Below are 19,889 nucleotides of genomic sequence, written 5' to 3' on the forward strand. Positions count from 1 at the left end.
CTCGGGTCCATTCGCGACTTGATGGGAATCGTATGAAGCTACGGGGAATCAAGCGGATCGCCACGGCGACGGCCGCCACCGCTCTGCTCATCGGCGCCCTCGGCACGCCGGCCCGGGCGGTCGAGACGAGCCCGTCGCCGGCCAAGTCGCCGGCGGTGCAGACGGACGAGACGCCCGGCGACATCTTCCTCGACATCTCCGACGACGGCGTCTACGCCGCCACCGCGCCCAACAAGGGCTGCACCGGAATCGACACCGGCGTGGCGGTCGCGGGCACCGACGGCTGGCTGTTCGGCAAGCCGGCGCTGGAGTTCGAATCGATCTCCTACGCGCTCGCGTTCGGCGACGAGAAGACCGGCAAGCTCTACATCCTCTACGTCACGCCGGACGGCAACCTGTTCCAGGCGATCGACGGCGCCGACGAGGCCCGGGCCGCCGCGGCGATCAAGAGCAAGCGGGCCACGCTCTCCAAGCGGGGCGCGAACGCCGCCATCCCGGCGCCGCCCGCGGGCTGGACCGCCGCGCTCACCAAGGACGGCGTCTGGGCGAAGACCCCGGCCGGCCTCGTGCTCATCACCGGCATCGCGTTCACCGACCCGGAGTACACCGGCGAGAAGGACGTGCCCTTCCAGCTCGTGCGGGCCTGCCCCCAGCAGCAGCCGAACACCTCGCCGTCGCCGTCGCTGTCCGCCACGCCGGTCGCGCACCCGGGCCCGGGCCTGCCGGTCACCGGCGACAACGTCGGCATGATCACCGGCGCCGGTGTCGCGCTCCTCGCGGCCGGTCTGGTGCTGTTCTTCGTGTACCGGCGCCGTAAGAACGTCAAGTTCGTCGCCTGACCCTCCAGCTCCGCAGACCGCCCCCATTGGGGGCGGTCTTTTTTTGTGCCCGTCGATCTCTGTCGGCGGGGCGACAGAAGTTTGCTGCAACCGAAGGGCCCCGCCCCGCGTGTTGTCGCCGTACGGCCGGGGGCACCGGCCGCAATGGGGAGGAAGGGCAGTGTGGTGACGTTGCTTGACGGGGACGCACTCGGGAGGTTGTCCGACAGCGGACCGCCGCGCAGTCTCGGTTTCGAGGAGTTCTACGCGGCCTTTTTCCGACCGCTGACCATTCAGCTGTACGCGTACACGAACGACATGGCCACCGCGCAGGACATGGTCCAGGAGGCGTTCTGCCGCGCCCTGGCCCGCTGGAAGCGCGTGTCGGCAATGGACGATCCGGCCGCCTGGGTGCGCCGGGTCGCCTGGAACCTGGCCACCAGCCGCTGGCGGCGGACGCGGACCGCGCTGCTGTTCGCACAGCGCCAGCGCGAGGAGCACGCACCGTCGCCGAGCCCGGACCGGGTGGCGCTGGCCCGGGCCCTCAACGCGCTGCCCGCGCAGCAGCGCCGGGCGGTGATCCTGCACTACCTGGCCGATCTGCCCATCAATGAGATCGCGCGCCAAGAGGGTGTCGCCGAAGGGACCGTCAAGTCCTGGCTGCACCGGGGCCGCACGGTCCTGGCCGCGCAACTGACCGACAAGGAGAACCACCGTGGCTGACTTCGACGACCAGATCCTCGCCGGCGCGTTCGCGGACTTCCGCAACGAGGTCGCACCGCACGTCAAGCCGGCCGGCACCGCGGCCGCACAGCAAACGGTGCACCGCCGGCACCGGGTGAAGACGATCGCCGCGACCACCCTCGCCGCGCTCGCCATCGCCGCGCCGGTCGTGGCCTATGCGGCGGTCGGCGACTCCAACGGCCCACCGCCCGTCGTCCCCGGCGAGTCGGCGACTGTCGCGCCCACCGAGGCCGCCCCGACCACCGCGGACTCCCCAACCACACCGGCCACGTCCCCGAGCTCCGCCGCGCCGGACGGCAAGATCAGCAAGACCGACCTGGGCAAGGCGACGCTCGACATCCCGGCCTGGCCCGGCGGCCTCGCCGCCGGGACCTGCCCGGAAGGCAAGGTGAAGTTCACCGACGGCAAGGCCGGCTACAACGGTGTTGCCAAGCTGAAAGGCGACCTGGTGTACGCCGACGTCGACCACGACGGCGCGCAGGAGACGGTGGCGCTCATCGAGTGCACGCCCCAGGGCAGCGACTTCCAGGTCATCGCCTTCGACCGGGACGCCGGCGGCAAGATCGTCACACTCGGCCGGGTCGTCGGGAGCGCCGGCAGCCTCGGCAAGCAGGGCACGGACATCGAGACTATCTGGGCGATCGCGACCGGCGACAACGGCCAGGTCCGGGTCGACGTGGGTGACTACCGGCCGTGCTGCGAGATGGCGCAGGCCTCGCAGCACCAGTGGCGCACGTACGGCTGGAACGGCACCAAGTTCACCCAGACCGGCGGCCCGACCGCGTTCGGCACCAACCCGAACGTCACCGCGCTGACCATGACCGCCGACAAGCTGACGATGACCACGCAGGCCGACGGCACCCGCACGGGCACGCTGAAGGTGACAGTCCACAACGGAGCACAGGCCGCCACCCCGGGCCAGGTCGAGTTCTCCCTCGGTGTCGACTCGGGCTGGCAGGCGCAGGCCGGCCCGGAGTGCACCTTCCAGACCGGTGGATCCCCGCGGAGCTGCACGCTGCCGAGCCTGGCCGCGGGGGCGAGCCGAGTGATCACGATCCAGCTGACCGCACCCGCGGGCCCGCTGAACACCCAGTGCACCCTCTACGTCCACGCCGTCACGCCCGACAACGGCGTGTACCCGGACCGCAAGGCCGACAACTCGGTGAGCGTCCAGGTGGTCGAGGGCTGATCCGCCCGTCCCGAAATTCCCGGCCCTCCGCTCAACCGAGGGCCGGGAATCGACGTCTTCAGGTTCGCAACGCTGCGGGGGGCGGTCCAAACGGTGGTGCACGAAAACGCGAGGCGCGACTTCTTCGCGGCGAACTACGCCCGTCTGGCGGGCTGGGTGCGCCGCCAGGTCGACGACGACGAGACCGCGCACGACATCGCGGCCGAGGCGTTCACCCGGCTGCTGTCGCGCTGGTCCGACTCGTACGATCCACACGCGTACCTCTACAAGGTCGCGGTGAACCTCCTGCGGGACCACTGGCGACGCGCCCAGCGGGAGCGCCGGGCCCTGACCCTGGCGGCGGCCGACAGGCACGATGGTCCGGTCCTGCGGTCCGACCTGCGCACGATGCTCGAGCCGCTGCCCGAACACCAGCGCACCGCCCTGGTGCTGCACTACCTGGCCGGCTTCTCGATCCGCGAGGTCGCCGCGATCGTCGGCCGCCCGGAGGGCACGGTGAAGTCGGACCTGTTCCATGCCAGGGCGCGAATCCGAGCAGAACTGGACGGCACCGATGACTGACCCCGACGGCCGGTTCGAGGATTGGCTGCAGCAGCACCGAGTCGAGCCCCTCGGGCCGCCCCCGGGGGTCTACGAGCAGATCGCCCGGGCCGCACGCCGCCGCCGCGCGGTGCGGGTGACAGCCGTCTCCGCCGCCGCGGTGGTGCTCGGCGCGGGCGTTGCCGGCCTCGCGTACCGGATCGTCGAAGGGCCGCCGCCGGTCCCCGTTCCCGGCGCCTCGGCGTCCCGGCCGCCTTCTCCGCCCGCCATCTCCGCCGGCCCGACCGATACCGGCTCTGCGTCAGCCGTCGGCGCCGGCGGCCCCTCGTCGGGCGGTGCGGCCGGCGGCCCGGCCTCGTCGGGCGGTGCCACGACACAGCAGATCGGCCGCTGCCATACCGGCGATCTGAAAGTGACGGCGCAGGGCGCGATGAGCGGCGGTGGCGAGATGAACAACCGATATGTGTGGCTGGTCTTCACGAACACATCCAGCAGATCCTGCACCCTGTACGGCTACCCGGGCGTCTCGTGGGTCGCCGGAGACTCGGGCCAGCAGGTGAACGAGGCCACGGTACGCAAGAGCGGCACGACACCGGCCCGGTTCACCCTCGCACCCCAGGCGTCCGGCCACGCGACGGTCCACGACGGCAATCCCGACGCGTTCGGCCCCGAATGCCAGCCCGTGGAGGTACGCGGCTATCGGGTGTACCCGCCGGACGAGACGGCCGCGATATTCGTCCCGTGGGCGGTCATGGCCTGCTCGGGCCGGGGCGTGAACGTCGGCACCGTCTCGCCGCTCGTGCCGGGCCTCAGCGAGTGACGACAAGCATCACCGACACCGCGCGGGAAGCGATGGCCGGAGCCGTGTCAGGGGCGGCGTCAGGGCGGTGACCGGAGCGTGTCAGGCGGGGTCCGCATTGTGGTGACAACAGCGACACACACCACGATCCAGGGAGCGCCCGCCATGTCGATCAACCTCACCGAGCAGGACCGGCACACCATGCGCGTCGCCGCCTACGGGGCGGTCACGCTGCTGTCGGCGGCCGGGGCCGCCGGTGGGTCGCCGCACCGGATCGCCACCAGGGGCAGTATCGCGCTCGGGTCGGCGACCGGGCTCGTCGGGCACGTGCTGGCCACGCCGGCGAAGCACAGGGAGCTCAACGGGCGGTCGGTGGCGGAGATCGCCGACCGGGTGCTGCCGGCGCTGAGCGCCACAAGTGCGCTGCTGCGGGCGCAGGCGCCGGCGGAGGCCGGGAACTTCCGGGCCGCCGTTGTCACGGCGATGGAGGCGGCGACGCACGACGGGCGGCCCGGGCCGGCAGTTGCCGACATGATGCGGAAGATCACGGCGGCCATCGACGCCTGAGTGACCGGGCCGGGAAACAGCGGAGGCGCGGCCGGGGAGCCCGGCCGCGCCTCGCTGTGTGCCGCAGGTACTAGTGGTGCACCGGGTACAGCGGCTCACGGGCGGCCACGCTGGTGTCAGCGCGGAGCGTCTGGGCCGTTGCGGCGGCGGAGGCCGCGGTCGGGTCGGGCTGCGGGAGGGCGTCGCAGCTCTTGTCGGGGCGGTCGCCCGACTTGCGCTGCGGGAGCTTACCCGTGGCCAGGTAGTCCGCGATGGTGTTGTCCACGCACTCGTTGCCGTTGAGCGAGTTGGCGTGCGTGGTCTGGCCGACCTCGGCCAGCAGCGCGCCGTGCGGGAACCGCCGGCGAGCCTCCAGGCTGCCCTCGAACGGGGTGGCCGCGTCGAGGGTGGTGCCGACGAACAGGACGCTCTTGACCTTCGAGCCGTCGACCTTCACCGGCTTCTGGGCCTTGCCGGGCCAGTAGAGGCACGGCGCGTTGAACCAGGCGTTCGACCAGGTCATGAACGGAGCCTTGAGGAACGTGAGCCAGTTGTCCCGCTCCCACTTGCTCCAGCTCTGCGGCCACTGGACGTCGGTGCACTGCACCGCGTTGTAGACCGCGAAGCCGTTGTCGTCGCCGGGGGCGATGTAGTTGTTGTAGGCGTCGACGATGACCTGCGTGTTGCGGTCGTTGGCCCAGCCGGCGAAGGCGTCGGCCAGCTCCAACCACGTCGACTGGTAGTAGCCGGCGTAGAGGAAGATGTCCGTCCACTCGCTGGCGCCCACCACGCCGCCGGCCGGGGCCGCGCGGAGCTTCTGCTGCTCGGCGTACCAGCGCAGCTCGACCTGCTGGGCCGTCTTGCCGAGGTGGTACACGCTGTCGTACTTCGCCAGCCAGCCGAACCAGATTTCCTCGTTGCGCTGGAAGTTGACGTCCTGGTCGAGGTTGGCCTCGTACCAGACCTTGCGCACGTCGACGTTGCCGTCGAGCACCATCCGGCGCACCTTGTCCGGGTGCAGGGTGCCGTAGACCTGGCCGAGGTAGGTGCCGTAGGAGAAGCCGTAGAAGTTGATCTGCTTCTCGCCGAGCGCCTTGCGGATCGACTCCATGTCGTTCACCGAGTCGACGGTGGTCATGTGGTTGAGGAGCTCGCCGCCGGCCTTGCCGCAAGCCTGGGCGTAGCCCTTGGACTTGCTCAGCCAGAGGTTCTCCAGGCCCTTGTTCCACGGGATGTACTCGGGGCGCGGACCCGCGAAGTAGTTGTCGTCGCAGTGCAGCGCCGGCACGCTGGAGCCAACGCCGCGGGGGTCGAAGCCGATCCAGTCGTAGGCGTCGCCCGCACCGTTGGGCACGAACTCACCGAGGTAGGACAGCGTCAGGCCGGAGCCGCCGGGGCCACCCGGGTTGACGAGCATGGGGCCCTGGTAATCCTTGTCCGCGACCTTGTGCTTGATGCGCGAGACCGCGATCTGGATCTTCTTGCCGTTGGGCTTGCTGTAGTCGAGCGGCACGTCGAGCAGGCCGCACTGCGCACCACGGCGCTGCAGGCCCGGGCTCTCGCACTGGCCCCACGGGATCGTGGCGGCCGCGTAGCCGTCGGCGCTCGATGCACCCGGGGCGGCCAGGGCGCTCGCCGCGGGTGCGAGAGCCACGGCCATGGCCGTGGCGGTGAAGAGGACCAGCCCCTTCACGGTTCTGTTCGTCAAGACAACCCTCCCAAATCTGCCCAAATCTTTGCAGTGGCCAGCTGATTCGGGTCAAACAATGTCACGCCGATGCTTTCTGCCCCAGCAGCCGCGCGGAAGCCGTAACACCCTTTCCTCCACCCGCGTAAAACCGGTGTCGGGCCGCTTTCGGCTCCGGTACAACGGTCTGATGCTGCGCAAATACCCCCGGACGCCCCATGTGCAGGGTTCGCGCCTGCAGCCGGGGGACCACGATCTCGCGCAGGTGCCGTTCACCGAGCTGGCCGGCCGGGCACTGGTCGTGGAGGAGAAGCTGGACGGGGCCAACGCGGCGATCAGCTTCGATACCGACGGCACGCTGCTGCTGCAGTCACGCGGTCACTATCTGTCCGGTGGCCCGCGGGAGAAGCAGTTCGCGCCGTTCAAGGCGTGGGCGGCGGGGGCCCGATACGCCCTCTGGCCCGTTATCAAGGACCGATTCATCGTGTACGGCGAGTGGCTCTACGCGAAACACACCGTCTTCTATGACGCTTTGCCGCACCACTTCTGCGAGTTCGACGTGTTCGACAGGCAGGCGGGCACGTTCCTGTCCACCCGGCGCCGCCGCGAGCTGCTCGCGGGCCTCCCCATCGCGTCGGTGCCGGTGCTGGCCGAGGACGTCTTCACCGACCTCGCCGAACTGACCGCGCTGGCCGGCCCGTCGACGTGCCGGACGGGGTCGTGGCGGGAGGCGCTGCGCGAGGCCGCGGTGGCGGGCGGGGCCGACCCGGAGCGGGTGGTGCGCGAGACCGACACGGCCGAGGAGATGGAGGGCCTGTACCTCAAGCTCGAGGACGCCGACGCGGTGCTGGGCCGCTACAAGTGGGTCCGGCCGAGCTTCCACACCGCGATCCTCGACTCGGGCAGCCACTGGCAGGACCGCCCGATCGTCGCCAACCGGCTGCGGACGTGAACCCCGTCGACGAGGCGCTGCTCCTGCTCGACGCCGGAGAACACCGGGCCCGGCGCGTCCTCTGGGAGCGCGGGGTGCCGATCGCCTTCCGGGAGCACGTGGCCGCCCTGGTCCGCCACCATCGGCTGCCGTTCGGCGCGTTCGAGCACCGCGACCTGGACCGGATCGCCTTCCGGATCAGCCTGGTCGCCCGCAACTACCATCTGGCGGCAGTGGCCGCCGCGGCGGCGGGTGGCGACCGGAGGCTCCTCGGGGAAGTCGCGCTCTTCCGGGAGTACACCCGCGAAATCGGCTGTTTTGATCGTCCGAGGGACTTCCCGTCGGACCATGCGCGATTCGAGTATTTCCGCACGCCCGGCCGCGATCCGGCCTATGCGGCCCACGACGGCACGAAGTGCACGGTGACCGTGATGTCCGGGCTTCCGGGGGCCGGCAAGGACCACTGGATCGCGGCCAATCGGCCGGGCGTCCCCGTGATCAGCCTGGACGACCTGCGCGCGGAGCTCGGCGTGCGGCCGACGGGGGACCAGGGGCCCGTGGCCGCTGCCGCGTACGCCCGGGCGAAGGAGCACCTGCGGGCCGGGCGCGGCTACGTCTGGAACGCGACGAACCTGACCCGCGCGCTACGGTCGCGCAGCATAGCGGTGGCCGCGGACTACGGCGCGCGGGTCGAGGTGGTGAGCGTCGAGGCGCCGCCGGACGTGGTGCACCGGCGCAATCGGGGCCGGTCGCGCACGGTACCGCCGGCGGTCATCGACCGGATGGCCGGGCGCTGGGAGGTGCCCGACCCGTCGGAGGCCCACTCGGTGCTCTGGGTGCCCAACGTCTAACGGCTGGTGATGCGCTGGCGCTGCATGGCCAGGGCCTGCAGGGCCGATGAGCGGATGAGCAGCAGCGGGTTGAGCGGCTCGTTCGCCTTGATCGCCCGGGCGTAGGGGCGGTTCTCGACGGCCCAGCCGTCATGGATGTCGTACTCGATCGAGAGCGACCCGTCGCGCGCCATCTGGTAGTCAAGCAGGACACCGGGCCCGAGCGACCGGGTGGCGATCTCACCGGCCATGTGCGGGATCGGCGAGAAGAAGAACGCGACCTTGGGTACCGGCTGGAACAGGTCGACGTCGATGAGGTCGAAGACGCCGATCGGCTGGTACATCCCGTGCGAGTCGTGCATGCACAGGCCCGCGCTGAGCTCGGTCCGGCCGGCGTTGTCGATCTCCATGTGCCCCGCCGGGCCGCCCGGGGTCACGATGCCGGCGCCGTCGTTGCCCGAGACCGTGAGCACGCTGCCCAGCGGGGCCGGGTAGTTGTGCGTGGCGACGACCTTGGTGCTCGGCGCGTGCGCCATCTTGCGGGACGTGAACATCGAGTAGTTCTCGATCCACGAGATCTCGACATGGCGCTCGAGGTAGTGCGCGGAGAGCCAGATCGTCGGCGCGCCGCTGGCCGAGGTCGCGATCGCGTGGAGCCCGAAAAGCGCGAAGTGGTGGTCGCGCAGCTGCTCGATCGTGGCCTCGTTCATGTCGATCGTGAGTTTGTGCTGCTCCACGCTGTCCTCCTGGGTTGAAAACGGCCCTAGGAGGACAGTGTGGAGCGGACAGGTTGCACAACCCGGGCAATCAGTGAAAATCCCTCACGATGGCCTCGGCCGCCTGCCGAAGCTCGTGCTCGTCGGGGAGCCAGGCGTTGGCGATGTCAGGGTGGAGGCTGCTCCGGGCGATATCCAGGAGCCGGTGACTGACCTCCTCCACGGACTCTCCGTGGTAGTCGTGCTGGATGACCTCGGCGGCGCGTTGCAGCGCCGAGCTCAGCTGGGCCTCCAGCGGCTCCTGCAGCCGCTGGACAGCGGGGTCGGCACCGTCGGCTTCAATGTGGACGTGCAGCTCTTGCATGGCCGTGGTATTGCCCCGCGCGGGCGTTTTTCAAGCGGCGATCGTCCGCATCGTTCGGGGCCGCCGGTTGGTGTAGGTCGCGCGGACCTGGGCGAGGGCCCACGCCATGCGGGTGACGGCGGTCTCGGGGTGGTCGCCGAACTCGGCGGCGACGCAGGCCGCGCAGCCCCTGACGCCCATCCGGCGCAGGGTCGCGGCGACCGCACCGCGGATCTCGCCGCGGGCCGGGCACTGCGACGACTGCAGGTCCGAGGCGAACAGTGCCTCGGCCCGAACGGCCTCGAATGTGGTGGTAGCCATCTCGCACCTCCTGTGCGCCTCGGTCGTGCTTGCTTGATAGGAACTACGTTAGAGACGCCGGTTCGGTTCGGGCTCCCGGTTTCATGCCAGCGTCGTCTCCCCGTCACATTGCGTTGATCGGTTAGCGGGGTGCAGGGGTGGCACGGCTGTGACAGGGTGGGACGGTGTCCCTTCCTGTAGGTAGCGCCACCAGCGCACCGTTGCCGCTGCACCGGGCGGCGCGCATCGAGGACGCGTTCCACGCGGTCCTCGAGCGGCGCCTGCGCCGACGGGGCTGGAAGGTCGCGGTCACCGCCTACACCGGCTACGGCTCCGCCGCCACCGACGCCAAGCCGGGCTGGGTGCGGGTGCTCGGGCGGGTGCTCCTCGCCCGGATCGACCCGAAGCCGGGCAAGCGGCTCAAGAAGCTGCGCGGCTGGCGCTCGTTCACCGCCGTCTCGGTCAGCAACGCCCTGGTGCGCATCGAGGCCGGCGGGCACACCTCCGAGGTGCGCTGCGACCGCGGCGGGTTCATCGACGTGGTCGTCGAGGCGGACCTGGCGCCGGGCTGGGCCACCGTCACCCTGCAGAGTGAGGACAGCGCGCCCGTCGAGGCCCCGATCCGGATCATCGACCCGGCCACCACCCGGCTCGGCATCATCTCCGACGTCGACGACACGGTGATGGTCACGACGCTGCCGCGGCCGCTGCTGGCCGCCTGGAACACCTTCGTGCTCGATGAGCACGCCCGCGCATCGGTACCGGGAATGGCCGTCCTGTACGAGCGGCTGGTCAACGCCAACCCCGGCGCCCCCGTCTTCTACCTCTCGACGGGCGCCTGGAACGTGGCCGCGACGCTCACCCGCTTCCTGTCCCGGCACCTGTACCCGGCCGGCCCGCTGCTGCTCACCGACTGGGGTCCGCAGCCGGACCGGTTCTTCCGCAGCGGCCAGGCGCACAAGCGGGCCTCGCTGTCCCGGCTGGCCCAGGAGTTTCCGGACATCCGCTGGCTGCTCGTGGGCGACGACGGCCAGCACGACCCGGAGATCTACGCCGAGTTCGCCGCGGAGCATCCGGAGTCGATCGCGGCCGTCGCCATCCGGCACCTCTCCTCGGCCGAGACGGTGCTGGCCGGCGGGTTCCCGGGCGTGGCCGGGTCGCCCCGGCGCTTCCCGCCCAACGACCGCCGCTGGCTCAGCGCGCCCGACGGTGCGGGCCTATGGCGTCTTCTGCGGGATACGGAGATCCTCTAGCTTCCGGATGAGGTCCTCCAGCACCCGCTCGGCCTGGTCGTGCGGGACCTGGCAGGTGCCGGCGGCGAGGTGGCCGCCCCCGCCGTACTGCAGCATCACCGAGCCGATGTCGACAGGCGACGAGCGGTCCAGGATCGACTTGCCGCACGCGAACACGGTGTTGAGCTTCTGCTTGCCCCAGATCACGTGGATCGAGACGCGGGCCTCCGGGAACAGCGCGTAGACCATGAAGCGGTTGCCGGCGTAGATCGTCTCCTCGTCGCGCAGGTCGACGACGACCACGTCCCCGTGCATCGTCGACACCCGCCGCAGCTGGTCGTTGAACAGATCCTGCTGCTCCCGGAACAGCTCGGCCCGCTCCGCCACGTCGGGCAGCGCCAGGATCTCCTCGACGTCCTGATGGTCGATGCAGGCGTCGATGAGCTGCATCATCAGCTGGTAGTTGGAGATCCGGAACTGCCGGAAGCGGCCCAGGCCGGTGCGGCTGTCCATGAGGAAGTTGAGCAGGGTCCAGCCGGTCGGTTGCAGGATCTCGGTGATGTCGTACTGTGCCGAGTCCGCCCGGTCGACGGCCTCCATCAGCTCCGGGGAGACGTGCGGGAACCGCTCGGCCCCGCCGAAGTGGTCGTAGATCACCCGGGCCGCCGACGGTGCCTCGGCGTCGATGACGTGGTTGGTGGCCTGGCCGCGGTGCAGCTGCTCGGCGCGCAGCGTCTCCGAGTGGTGATGGTCGAAGACCATGTGCGCGCCCGGCGCGTAGGGCAGGTTGGTCAGGATGTCGGTCGGGCCGACATCGACCGCGCCGTCCTGCACGTCCTTCGGGTGCACGAACGTGATGTCACCGATCAGGTCGAGCTGGCGCAGGAGCACCGCGCAGACCAGCCCGTCGAAGTCGCTGCGGGTCACGAGACGGTACTTCACTGCAATCCCCTAAGCACAAACGGCCGGTCGACGGTTTCCCCATCGGCCGGCCGTTCGTGGAGGTGAGGTGTTTTACAAAATGGAGAGATGCACGTGGTTCGTGTGGTCACTCGAGGGATCACCGGCGACGCCGCTGTAGTGGTGCCAGCCGACCGCCGGGGTCCAGATCTCCTTGAACCAGATCACGTACATCACGCCGAGCGCGTTGGCGTTCTTGACGAAGTACGCCGCCAGCGTGCTGCCGTAGACGAAGTCGTCCCCGGAGGCCACGCCGCCGAAGCCGCTCTTCGTCTGCACCGAGAAGTCGCAGGCGCGACCCTTCGGATGCTCGTAGGGCCCGCTCGGGCGGAAGCAGGCGACGAACCGCTTGAAGCCGTCCTTCTGCGCCTCCTGCATGGCGTGGATCATGCGGGGGGTGATGCAGCCGGTGGTCGTGGGGTCCTTGACGCTGCACGACTCCTTGGGCAGCGCTCCGCCGGCCGTGCGGGGGACGGGGTCCGCGTTGGGCAGGTTGGCGGTGACGAAGCCCTTGCTCGGCCCGCCGGCCAGCTTGAGCGCGTTCTCCGCGTCCTTCTTCTTCTGCTCCATCGTGGCGACCTGCTGCTGCTGGGCGGCGACCTCGTCGTCGAGGGCCTTCTTCTGGGCCGCCTGCTGCTCTTTCAGCTGCTTGAAGTCGTGGAGCAGGTGATCGTTGTGGTGGGCGATCTGGTTGATGGAGCTGGCCCGCTCGGCGAAGCTGTCGGGGCTCGTCGAGTCCATCAGCGCGGAGATCGTCGTGAGCGGCCCGGTGCGATAAGCCGCGACGGCGATCGCCTCCACCTGCGCCTGGATCGAGACCAGCTGCGCCTCGGTCGCCTGCAGCTGCGCGGTGAGCTCGGCCTGGTGCTTGACGGAGGCGTCGTAGTTCGCCTTCGCGTCGGTCCAGGCCCGGGTGCTGTCCTCGAGCACGGAGCCGAGGGTCGGGTTGGCGCTGGAGCCTTCGTCGCCGGTGTCGCCACCGGGCTCGGCCGCGGCGGGCGTGGCGGCGAGCCCCCCGAGCACCAGAGCCGCCAGTAGCCCGACGAGGATCCGCCGGTAGGGATGTCGCGATGACATCTGGTTCGTTGTTCCTTCCGTCGGCCGCCGACCGAGTTAGCTGACGGGTTCGGGACGGAACGACCCCTACCATCCCCCCGCCTTGGGAGCGGAGGGGCGGATTCACCCCAACGTAACGGTGGGTCCCCGGCTCGCCACGGTGCGGCGATTGGGCGGCAGCCCCGCCCGGCACCGGGGGCGGTGCCCTTGAGGACGTGACCGTGGGTCACTGTACCCAGGGTGCTGCATTCGCGCACCGCACGGTTTGTGCGGAGGCCGCGTCCACCGGGCTCTTGGTTTATCCGCGTGACCGGGATCACTCTTTACCGTCGCTTTTACGCGGCCGCCAGCGGGTCCGACCACGCCGGCGTCGCAGCGGTGAGGCCTGCGGCGATGTTCGTCGGCGGTCATTTCCGCGTGGTTGGCTCGTAGCTCAGCGTGATGGTTCAACGCAACCGTAAATATTCTTCATAAAGCGATTTCTTTCGCTCCTTCCGGCATCCGGGCCTGATCTTCTGGGCCGGTCTTCCGGAAATGAAGGAGTGATCAGGTGTCGAGAGTGCGCCTACTGGCGATGCTCGCCGCGGTGACAATCGTGGGCGGTGTCGTCGCGGTCTTCAACATGCTGCCCGCGTCGGCCGCCGCCTGCAGCCCCGCATGGCAGGCCTCGGCGGTGTACACCGGAGGCGCGACGGTCTCCCACAACGGTCACAACTTCCTGGCGAAGTGGTGGACGCAGAACGAGGCCCCGCCCGGGAACACCGGCGTGTGGCAGGACCAGGGCGCCTGCGGCGGCTCGTCCACCGGCGGCGGTGGCGGGGCTCCCGCGACGGGCAGCGCCGGCGGCTGCAGCTTCCCGGCGTGGGTCCAGGGCCACAACTACGCGACCGGTGACATCGTGAAGTTCACCGACGGGAAGTTCTACATCGCGGAGCACGAGAACCCGGGCTACAGCCCCGTCGTCAGCACCTGGTACTGGGACCCGTACACCTGCACGGGCGGCTCCACCGGCGGCGGCTCCACCGGGGGCGCGACCACGCCGCCCCCCTCCACCGGAGGATTCGTCGTCAGCGAGGCGCAGTTCAACCAGATGTTCCCGTCCCGGAACTCGTTCTACAGCTACTCGGGCCTCGTCGCGGCGCTGAAGGCGTACCCCGCCTTCGCCGGCACCGGGTCCGACGCGCTGAGGAAGCAGGAGGCCGCCGCTTTCCTGGCCAACGTGAACCACGAGACGGGTGGCCTGGTCTACGTCGTGGAGCAGAACACGGCCAACTACCCCCACTACTGCGACACGAGCCAGCCCTACGGCTGCCCGGCCGGCCAGGCGTCGTACTACGGCCGCGGCCCGATCCAGCTGTCGTGGAACTTCAACTACAAGGCCGCCGGTGACGCACTGGGCATCGACCTGCTGCACAACCCCAACCTGGTCCAGACCGACTCCGCGGTGGCCTGGAAGACCGCCCTCTGGTACTGGAACACCCAGAGCGGCCCCGGCACCATGACCCCTCACAACGCCATGGTCAACGGCGCCGGCTTCGGCGAGACCATCCGCAGCATCAACGGCAGCCTGGAGTGCGGCGGCCGCAACCCCGCCCAGGTCCAGAGCCGCGTGACCGCCTACCAGCGCTTCGTCTCCATCCTGGGCGTGGGCGTGGGCGGCGGGGCGCTGAGCTGCTGATACTTCCCTACGGTGGCGGCGGCCCTCCCGGGGTGTGGGGGCCGCCGCCCCTCTTTTCCCGACGCCCCGGAAACACACGCGAACCACGGGGGCGGGACAGGGTACCCTGTGGGGCGCGGGCTGCTAGCTCAATGGCAGAGCTGCGGACTTTTAATCCGTAGGTTCAGGGTTCGAGTCCCTGGCGGCCCACTCTGTATCTTTGCGCGTTCCGCGCGGCGGGGGTTCCCACCCGCGGCCCCCATGGCCGCTGCGCGGCCACTGGCATCGCTGCGCCGCCAGATCACCATGGCTGGACGGTAGGGCAGAAGTCACTCGGCGTGGGGCTGAGTTGCACAGTAGCCCGGCGCTTCGGCGGGCGCGCTTCACGTTCGTGTGAATCAACGGTCGCCTGCACGTCAGATCGAGGCTGTGTAACGCCGAGAGGCGCATGCGGCGGGCGGATTTCCAGCCCGTGCTGCGGCGATGCTCGTTGGTAGGCTTAGTCCATGACTCAGCCCGCGCTCGCCTATCGATGGAGCCAGAGCGAGTTCGTGCGTGCCTGGGAGGCCAAGGCCTTCGACCACCGGGTGGAACTCGTCGAGGGAGAGATCTGGCCAGTGGTGATCGGATCTTGGCACGGCGACGCGGTCGGCCAGGTGCTGGCCTTGCTTCCGCGGGTCGGGGTGCGGGTGACGACGGCGACGCTGCCGACTGGGGGCTCGTTGCCCGATCCGGACTGTTGGGTGCGGCGGGCGGATGCGGAGCCGGTCGGGACCATCGGGACGCGCCTTTCCGTGTGGGACGCGGCCGACGTGTTGCTGGTCGTAGAAGTGGCTGACGAGACCACGATTCAGGACCTGAACGTCAAGGCCAGGCTGTATGGCCAGGCCGGTTACGCCGTCTATTGGGTGATCACCCAGGAGGCGATCTACGAGCACACCGGACCCATCGCAACGGGCTACCGGACTCGGGTCGAATACCTTCACGGCGAGCGAATCTCTGTTCCGTACGCCGGTGTCGAGCTCGCTGTGGATGACCTGATTGCCTCGGATCTCGCTTGAACGGCGGCAGCCCCGCACACATTTCTTCCACTGTCCAGTGCTGCCACACGCGGGATGGCTGTCCGCCCGGGTCTGATCTGCCAGCAGGTCCGCCGCCCGGCGATGCGTGCAAATCGTGGCTCAGCGGATCGGAAGCGGTCGCGTGGCGCGTTCGGCGCGGGCCGGATGACGAGGTGGGGGCGAGACCGCCGCTGTCGGGCGACGGGTTGAGCGCTAGGTGAGGGCCGCGGTGAGGACTGTCGACTCCGTCTGGTGCAGCAGGGCCGTCAGGTCGGTACGGCTGATGGCGGTGGTGGCGAACTGGGCGCGGATGCTCAGGGCGTCCTCGGCGTCGTTGACGTGCACCATCAGGGGCTGGTGGAGGCTCGGGAGCCGGCGCCACTCGAGGGTGGTGGGGGTGTCGGGACGGGTGGGCGCGGGGTCGATGAAGGTGTCCTCGGTGCGGCGGTTGTTGAACAGGCACAGGCGGTCGAGGTTGACGCCGTGGTCGCGGGTGAGTCTGGCGATGAGGGCGTCGACGTCGGTCTGGGCGTAGTAGGCGTGTTTCTGGGCGGTCAGCAGGCGGCGGCGGGCCAGGAGGACCAGGTCGTCGAAGGTGTCGGCGGCGGTCACGTCGATGGTGCACAGGCCGTGCTGGCTCATGTGGCCGGCGGCGTCGGCCAGGCCGGGGCGGAAGCGGTTGTTCACCGTGATCATGGTGGCCACCGTGGACGTGTCGGCCGCCCGGGCCAGTGCGCTGGTGAACGCCGCGTACAGGACGGGTGTTGTGGTCACGCCGAGGCGGGCGGCGATCAGGCGCAGGCCGCTGTACAGGGCCGGGGAGAGCAGGTCCAGCTCCCAGAACTCGGCCGGCGCCGCGGCGGGCGGCGGCGGGAGGCGCGGAGACGGGGCGGCCAGGAGCTGCGTCTCCCAGTGTCGCAGCGCCGCCTCGTGCTGCCGGAGCGCCGACGGGCTCTGCTGCAGGCGCGCCTGCTCCAGCGGCTGGAGGCCGGGTGGGCGCAGCGGCTCGCCGGAGTCGCGGTTGGAGAAGTCCTCGAACATCGCCATGGCGGCCGTCGGGTCGGCGACGTGGTGGGCGAGGGTCACGACCAGGTGGGTCAGCTCTCCGGCGCGGCGGATGAGCGCCACCCGCATCGGCCACTCCCGCTCGTAGTCGAACGGCACGGCGTAGTACTGCGCACTCACCTCCGCGGCGACCGCGGCCGGGTCGCGGTCGCCCGCGTCATACACGTCGATCCCGGCCGTCCCCGACGCATGGACGACCTGCGAGACGCCGCCATCCGCTGAAAAGGCCAGGAGCGTGCGCATCGATTGGTACCGGCTCAGGTAGAACCGGTACTCCTCGACGCACTGCCCGGCCGTCGTGCCGGGCTCGAGCTCTCGGACCGCGCCGAGGGCCAGCGAGCTGCCGGCCGTCGCCATCTCTTTCCAGATGGACTGCTGGCCCCAGCTCAGCGGGCCCTCCCCGGCGCCCTCGCCCTCGAACGGGATGGCGATTCGCTCGGACAGGCCGCTCATCATCACCATCCCGGTCGGGTACTACTGCTGCACGATGAACTCGACGCGGCGGTTCACCGAGTTGGCCGCGGCGTCGGTGCCCTGCACTTTCGGGCGGCTCTCGCCGAAGCCCTTCGAGCTCAGCCGGTCGCCGGCGATGCCGAGCGAGACAAGGGTGTCCAGGACCGTCCGGGCGCGGTTCTCGCTCAGCGTCTGGTTGTTGGCCGCGGTGCCGGTCAGGTCCGTGTGGCCCTCGATGCTCACCTTGATGTTCGGGTTCGCCTTGAGGATCGACGCCGCGTTCTCGACGACGGCCCGGCCCTGGGGAGTCAGCGTGGCGCTGTTGTTCTCGAACTCCACGGTCGGCAGGGCCACCAGCTGGGTCTGCACCTGCTCGGGGGCGGCCGCCTGGCCCACCACCAGGTCGTTCTTGACCGAGCCGGACTTGGACGCGGCCGTCTTCGCCGCCGCCTCCGCCCTGTCCTTCACGTCCTGGGCGGCGACCGTGCCGGTCAGGGTGATGACGTGGTCGGTGAGGTCCACGACGCCGACCTTGGTGTCCTTGCCCAGCGCCGCCGCGACCGCGCCGAGCCCGGCCAGGTCGGTGCCGTCGGCCGCCCGGGCCGCGTCGACGGTGATGTTGTCCTGGACGTTCTCGGCGCCGAACGCCTGCTTGGCGGCGTCGGTGAGCTTCGTCCGGTCACCGTCGCTGGGCACGGTGCCGGTGAGCGTGACCTTGCCCCCGTCCACCAGCAGCTTCACCTGCACCGACTTGAGCTGCTCCTGGACGGCCGGCGTCTCGGCCTTCGGCGGCGCCTGCACGTCGACGACCCGCACGCCCTCGACGGCCAGCGTGACGTCGCGCGCCTTGTCCTTCTCGTCGGCCGAGCCGACCTTGACCGTGCCGTCCCGCCCCACGAACTGCACGTCCGCGTCGATACCGGCGTTGGTCAGCGCCACCTTGGTGCGGTCGGTGAGATTGTCCTCAATCGAATGCCGATGTGGTACCTCGGTCACGACGGCCAGCACCACCAGCCCCACAACGGCCACGCCGATGGGAATCCACGGGCTACGCTTCCGGACCACCCAGTGAGAGCTGCTGCTGGTGGTCGTCCGGGTCGCACCCGCCATCAGGCCCGCCCGGTGTCGCGCCCGGCCACCAGGCGCCGGGTGAGATCGGCGAAGCCGTCCTCGTCCCCGTCGGCCAGGTGCGCCGCCTGCCGCGCCCAGGTCACGAGGCTCGGCGCGAACCGCAGCCCGGCCGCCTCGATCTTCGCGCGCAAGGTGTCGACATCGGTGTCGGCCAGCTGCCGATACGTCCGGATGCCCCCGGCAATCAACGCCGCCGACATCTTGGGCCCGATACCCTCGATCCGCTGCAGGTTGTCGGGCTCGACGTCCTCGACCGCAGCCGCCTGCGCCGGAATCACCGCAGGCGAAGGCTCGTCGACAACGGGCTCAGCCACGGCCGCGACCGGCTCGGGCGTCACAGCGACCTGCGCGGGCTCGACAACAACCGGCTCAGGCTCGACGGCGACCGGCTCTTCAACAACCGGCGCGGGCTCTTCAGCAACCGACGCGGGCTCTTCAACAACCGGCGCGGGCTCTTCAGCAACCGACGCGGGCTCTTCAACAACCGGCTCGTCGACGACGGGCTCGGCAGCAAGAGGCTCTTCGACAACCGGCTCCGCTGCCACCGGCTCGACAGCGACCGGCTCATCGACGACGGGCTCGGCAGCAGGGGACTCTTCAACAACCGGCTCGGCAGCGAGAGGCTCGACCGCGACCGGCTGCCCAACCGCCGTCTTGGCCGGAACATCCCGGCCGGCGATCAAGCGGCCGGTCAGTGCCTTGAAGCCGTCCTCGTCCGCGTCGGCGAGCAGGCGGGCCTGCTGCGACCAGGTGCCGATGCTCGGCGCGAACCGGAGATTGGCCCGCTCGAGCGCATCCTCCAGGTCGGCCCGGTCGGCCGCGGCCAGCTGCGCATAGGTCGTGATCCCGGCCGCCCGGAGCGCCGCCGCGATCTTCGGTCCGATGCCCTCGATCCGCTCCAACCAATCGGCCGCCGGAGCATCCTCAGCGGCAAACGCCGACTCGACCTCAGCCACGAGCGCCGCATCGACCGGCTCAGGCTCCGCCGCGACACGCTCCGCAGCAACCGGCTCGTCAACGACAGGCTCGTCCGTGACAGGCTCATCGGCGACGGGTTCTTCAGCAACGGGCTCGACAACGACAGACTCGTCCGTGGCAGGCTCGTCGGCGACGGGTTCTTCGGCGACGGGTTCTTCGGCGACAGGCTCGACAACGACAGGCTCGTCAGCAACGGGCTCGTCGGCGACAGGCTCGTCCATGGCAGGCTCGTCAGCGACAGGCTCTTCGACAACGGGCTCTTCGACAACCGGCTCAGCAGCGAAGGCCGCAACCGGCTCGGGCTCAGGCTCTTGCGAAACCTCAACGGCCGGCACAGCGGCAACGGCCGGCGAGGGGGCCGGCTCGGCAATCGGCTCCGGGTCGGCGACAGCTGCCGCGATCGGAGCGGCAGTAGCGGGGGCCGTTGCCGCAACCGGCTTGGCGGTGACAGCGGCGTCACGAACAGCTGGAGTGGATGAAGACTCGGTGGCGGACTCGGACGAACGGACCCGGCGCAGGCGCAGGCCCCACCAGAGGTAGCCGACAAGCAGTCCGAGCAGGAAGGCGAGCAAAATCAATAGGAGTGACTGGCCGGTGTACCAGACCACGACAGGCCTCCGGGGGCGAAGTGACCTACGCGTCGCAAGCGCGTGAAGAGGAAGTTTGCGCGCAGCCTTCCATACCTGGATGGCGCGCAACAGAGGGGTCGACCCCGGCCGTGACAGGGCGACGGGGCCGGCCGAAAGACGTTTTCGCAGATAGCAGCCCGTCGAAGGGGCTCTGCCGGTGTCTGTCCGACCGGAGGGCCGAGAGAAAATCGAAACGGACGGGTGCTGAACCTCACCACAACTGG

General features: G+C 70.0%; 20 protein-coding genes, 1 tRNA gene and 1 riboswitch. Of the genes, 12 read left to right on the forward strand and 9 right to left on the reverse strand.

Annotated features, from left to right (window positions below; all coding sequences use genetic code 11):
• The first annotated feature begins 32 nt into the window (after nucleotides 1-32).
• From Dvina_RS52720 to Dvina_RS52745, 6 genes are all read left to right on the forward strand, one after another.
• Nucleotides 33-839: an LPXTG cell wall anchor domain-containing protein gene (locus Dvina_RS52720; RefSeq protein WP_223099931.1), complete on the forward strand. Its 807-nt coding sequence runs from the start codon at nucleotides 33-35 to the stop codon at nucleotides 837-839.
• A gap of 171 nt (nucleotides 840-1,010) precedes the next feature.
• Entirely contained in the window at nucleotides 1,011-1,541 is a 531-nt protein-coding gene (locus tag Dvina_RS52725) for a SigE family RNA polymerase sigma factor (protein WP_246656706.1), read from the forward strand.
• Nucleotides 1,534-2,751, forward strand: coding sequence for a hypothetical protein (locus Dvina_RS52730; protein WP_223099934.1), 1,218 nt, complete (start codon nucleotides 1,534-1,536; stop codon nucleotides 2,749-2,751). The genes Dvina_RS52725 and Dvina_RS52730 overlap by 8 nt, the downstream gene beginning before the upstream one ends.
• Nucleotides 2,752-2,844: 93 nt before the next feature.
• Nucleotides 2,845-3,312, forward strand: coding sequence for an RNA polymerase sigma factor (locus Dvina_RS52735; protein WP_223099936.1), 468 nt, complete (start codon nucleotides 2,845-2,847; stop codon nucleotides 3,310-3,312).
• Nucleotides 3,305-4,111, forward strand: coding sequence for a DUF4232 domain-containing protein (locus tag Dvina_RS52740; protein WP_223099938.1), 807 nt, complete (start codon nucleotides 3,305-3,307; stop codon nucleotides 4,109-4,111). Before Dvina_RS52735 ends, Dvina_RS52740 begins: the two co-directional genes overlap by 8 nt.
• A gap of 144 nt (nucleotides 4,112-4,255) precedes the next feature.
• The gene (locus Dvina_RS52745; RefSeq protein ID WP_223099939.1) at nucleotides 4,256-4,657 is read left to right on the forward strand and encodes a hypothetical protein; all 402 of its coding nucleotides are present in this window, start codon (nucleotides 4,256-4,258) and stop codon (nucleotides 4,655-4,657) included.
• Nucleotides 4,658-4,727: 70 nt separating this feature from the next.
• Here the strand turns inward: Dvina_RS52745 and Dvina_RS52750 are convergent, their stop codons facing one another.
• Nucleotides 4,728-6,344, reverse strand: coding sequence for an alpha/beta hydrolase (locus Dvina_RS52750; protein ID WP_223099942.1), 1,617 nt, complete (start codon nucleotides 6,342-6,344; stop codon nucleotides 4,728-4,730).
• Between the two features lie 169 nt (nucleotides 6,345-6,513).
• Between Dvina_RS52750 and Dvina_RS52755 the strand changes: the two genes are divergently transcribed.
• Together Dvina_RS52755 and Dvina_RS52760 are read left to right on the forward strand one after the other, a co-directional pair.
• Nucleotides 6,514-7,275 carry an RNA ligase family protein gene (locus Dvina_RS52755; RefSeq protein ID WP_223099944.1) on the forward strand — a complete coding sequence of 254 codons (762 nt, stop codon included), beginning with the start codon at nucleotides 6,514-6,516 and terminating at the stop codon, nucleotides 7,273-7,275.
• Nucleotides 7,272-8,105, forward strand: a complete 834-nt coding sequence (locus Dvina_RS52760; protein WP_223099946.1) for an AAA family ATPase — start codon at nucleotides 7,272-7,274, stop codon at nucleotides 8,103-8,105. The genes Dvina_RS52755 and Dvina_RS52760 overlap by 4 nt, the downstream gene beginning before the upstream one ends.
• On the opposite strand, the gene Dvina_RS52765 is transcribed toward Dvina_RS52760, so the two are convergent.
• From Dvina_RS52765 to Dvina_RS52775, 3 genes are all read right to left on the reverse strand, one after another.
• Nucleotides 8,102-8,821 carry a hypothetical protein gene (locus Dvina_RS52765; RefSeq protein WP_223099948.1) on the reverse strand — a complete coding sequence of 240 codons (720 nt, stop codon included), beginning with the start codon at nucleotides 8,819-8,821 and terminating at the stop codon, nucleotides 8,102-8,104. The genes Dvina_RS52760 and Dvina_RS52765 overlap by 4 nt on opposite strands.
• A 70-nt stretch (nucleotides 8,822-8,891) precedes the next feature.
• Nucleotides 8,892-9,164, reverse strand: coding sequence for a hypothetical protein (locus Dvina_RS52770; RefSeq protein ID WP_223099950.1), 273 nt, complete (start codon nucleotides 9,162-9,164; stop codon nucleotides 8,892-8,894).
• Nucleotides 9,165-9,194: 30 nt separating this feature from the next.
• The gene (locus tag Dvina_RS52775) at nucleotides 9,195-9,464 is read right to left on the reverse strand and encodes a hypothetical protein (protein ID WP_223099952.1); all 270 of its coding nucleotides are present in this window, start codon (nucleotides 9,462-9,464) and stop codon (nucleotides 9,195-9,197) included.
• 164 nt (nucleotides 9,465-9,628) lie between these two features.
• Between Dvina_RS52775 and Dvina_RS52780 the strand changes: the two genes are divergently transcribed.
• Nucleotides 9,629-10,696: an App1 family protein phosphatidate phosphatase gene (locus Dvina_RS52780; RefSeq protein ID WP_246655892.1), complete on the forward strand. Its 1,068-nt coding sequence runs from the start codon at nucleotides 9,629-9,631 to the stop codon at nucleotides 10,694-10,696.
• Here Dvina_RS52780 and Dvina_RS52785 read toward each other — a convergent pair.
• Together Dvina_RS52785 and Dvina_RS52790 are read right to left on the reverse strand one after the other, a co-directional pair.
• Nucleotides 10,661-11,617, reverse strand: coding sequence for an exopolyphosphatase (locus Dvina_RS52785; protein WP_223099954.1), 957 nt, complete (start codon nucleotides 11,615-11,617; stop codon nucleotides 10,661-10,663). The two genes, Dvina_RS52780 and Dvina_RS52785, sit on opposite strands and share 36 nt — an antisense overlap.
• Before the next feature lie 72 nt (nucleotides 11,618-11,689).
• Nucleotides 11,690-12,712 (reverse strand): coiled-coil domain-containing protein, encoded by a 1,023-nt coding sequence (locus Dvina_RS52790; protein WP_223099955.1) that lies wholly within the window; start codon nucleotides 12,710-12,712, stop codon nucleotides 11,690-11,692.
• A 9-nt stretch (nucleotides 12,713-12,721) separates the two neighbouring features.
• Nucleotides 12,722-12,877, reverse strand: a riboswitch (cyclic di-AMP (ydaO/yuaA leader).
• Nucleotides 12,878-13,241: 364 nt separating this feature from the next.
• Here Dvina_RS52790 and Dvina_RS52795 point away from each other — a divergent pair.
• From Dvina_RS52795 to Dvina_RS52805, 3 genes are all read left to right on the forward strand, one after another.
• Entirely contained in the window at nucleotides 13,242-14,369 is a 1,128-nt protein-coding gene (locus Dvina_RS52795; RefSeq protein ID WP_246655893.1) for a glycoside hydrolase family 19 protein, read from the forward strand.
• 117 nt (nucleotides 14,370-14,486) lie between these two features.
• Nucleotides 14,487-14,558 (forward strand) — tRNA-Lys (locus tag Dvina_RS52800).
• 296 nt (nucleotides 14,559-14,854) lie between these two features.
• On the forward strand, nucleotides 14,855-15,409 hold the full coding sequence (locus tag Dvina_RS52805) for a Uma2 family endonuclease (RefSeq protein WP_223099957.1): 555 nt from the start codon (nucleotides 14,855-14,857) through the stop codon (nucleotides 15,407-15,409).
• Nucleotides 15,410-15,622: 213 nt separating this feature from the next.
• On the opposite strand, the gene Dvina_RS52810 is transcribed toward Dvina_RS52805, so the two are convergent.
• The 3 genes from Dvina_RS52810 to Dvina_RS55920 all read right to left on the reverse strand — a co-directional run bounded on the left by Dvina_RS52810 (nucleotide 15,623) and on the right by Dvina_RS55920 (nucleotide 19,644).
• Entirely contained in the window at nucleotides 15,623-16,936 is a 1,314-nt protein-coding gene (locus Dvina_RS52810; protein ID WP_223099959.1) for a condensation domain-containing protein, read from the reverse strand.
• A 12-nt stretch (nucleotides 16,937-16,948) separates the two neighbouring features.
• Entirely contained in the window at nucleotides 16,949-17,956 is a 1,008-nt protein-coding gene (locus tag Dvina_RS52815) for an OmpA family protein (RefSeq protein WP_223099961.1), read from the reverse strand.
• Between the two features lie 80 nt (nucleotides 17,957-18,036).
• On the reverse strand, nucleotides 18,037-19,644 hold the full coding sequence (locus Dvina_RS55920; RefSeq protein ID WP_223099963.1) for a helix-hairpin-helix domain-containing protein: 1,608 nt from the start codon (nucleotides 19,642-19,644) through the stop codon (nucleotides 18,037-18,039).
• Between the last annotated feature and the right edge of the window lie 245 nt (nucleotides 19,645-19,889).

It is taken from the genome of Dactylosporangium vinaceum, assembly GCF_019904175.1.
Taxonomy (GTDB): domain Bacteria; phylum Actinomycetota; class Actinomycetes; order Mycobacteriales; family Micromonosporaceae; genus Dactylosporangium; species Dactylosporangium vinaceum.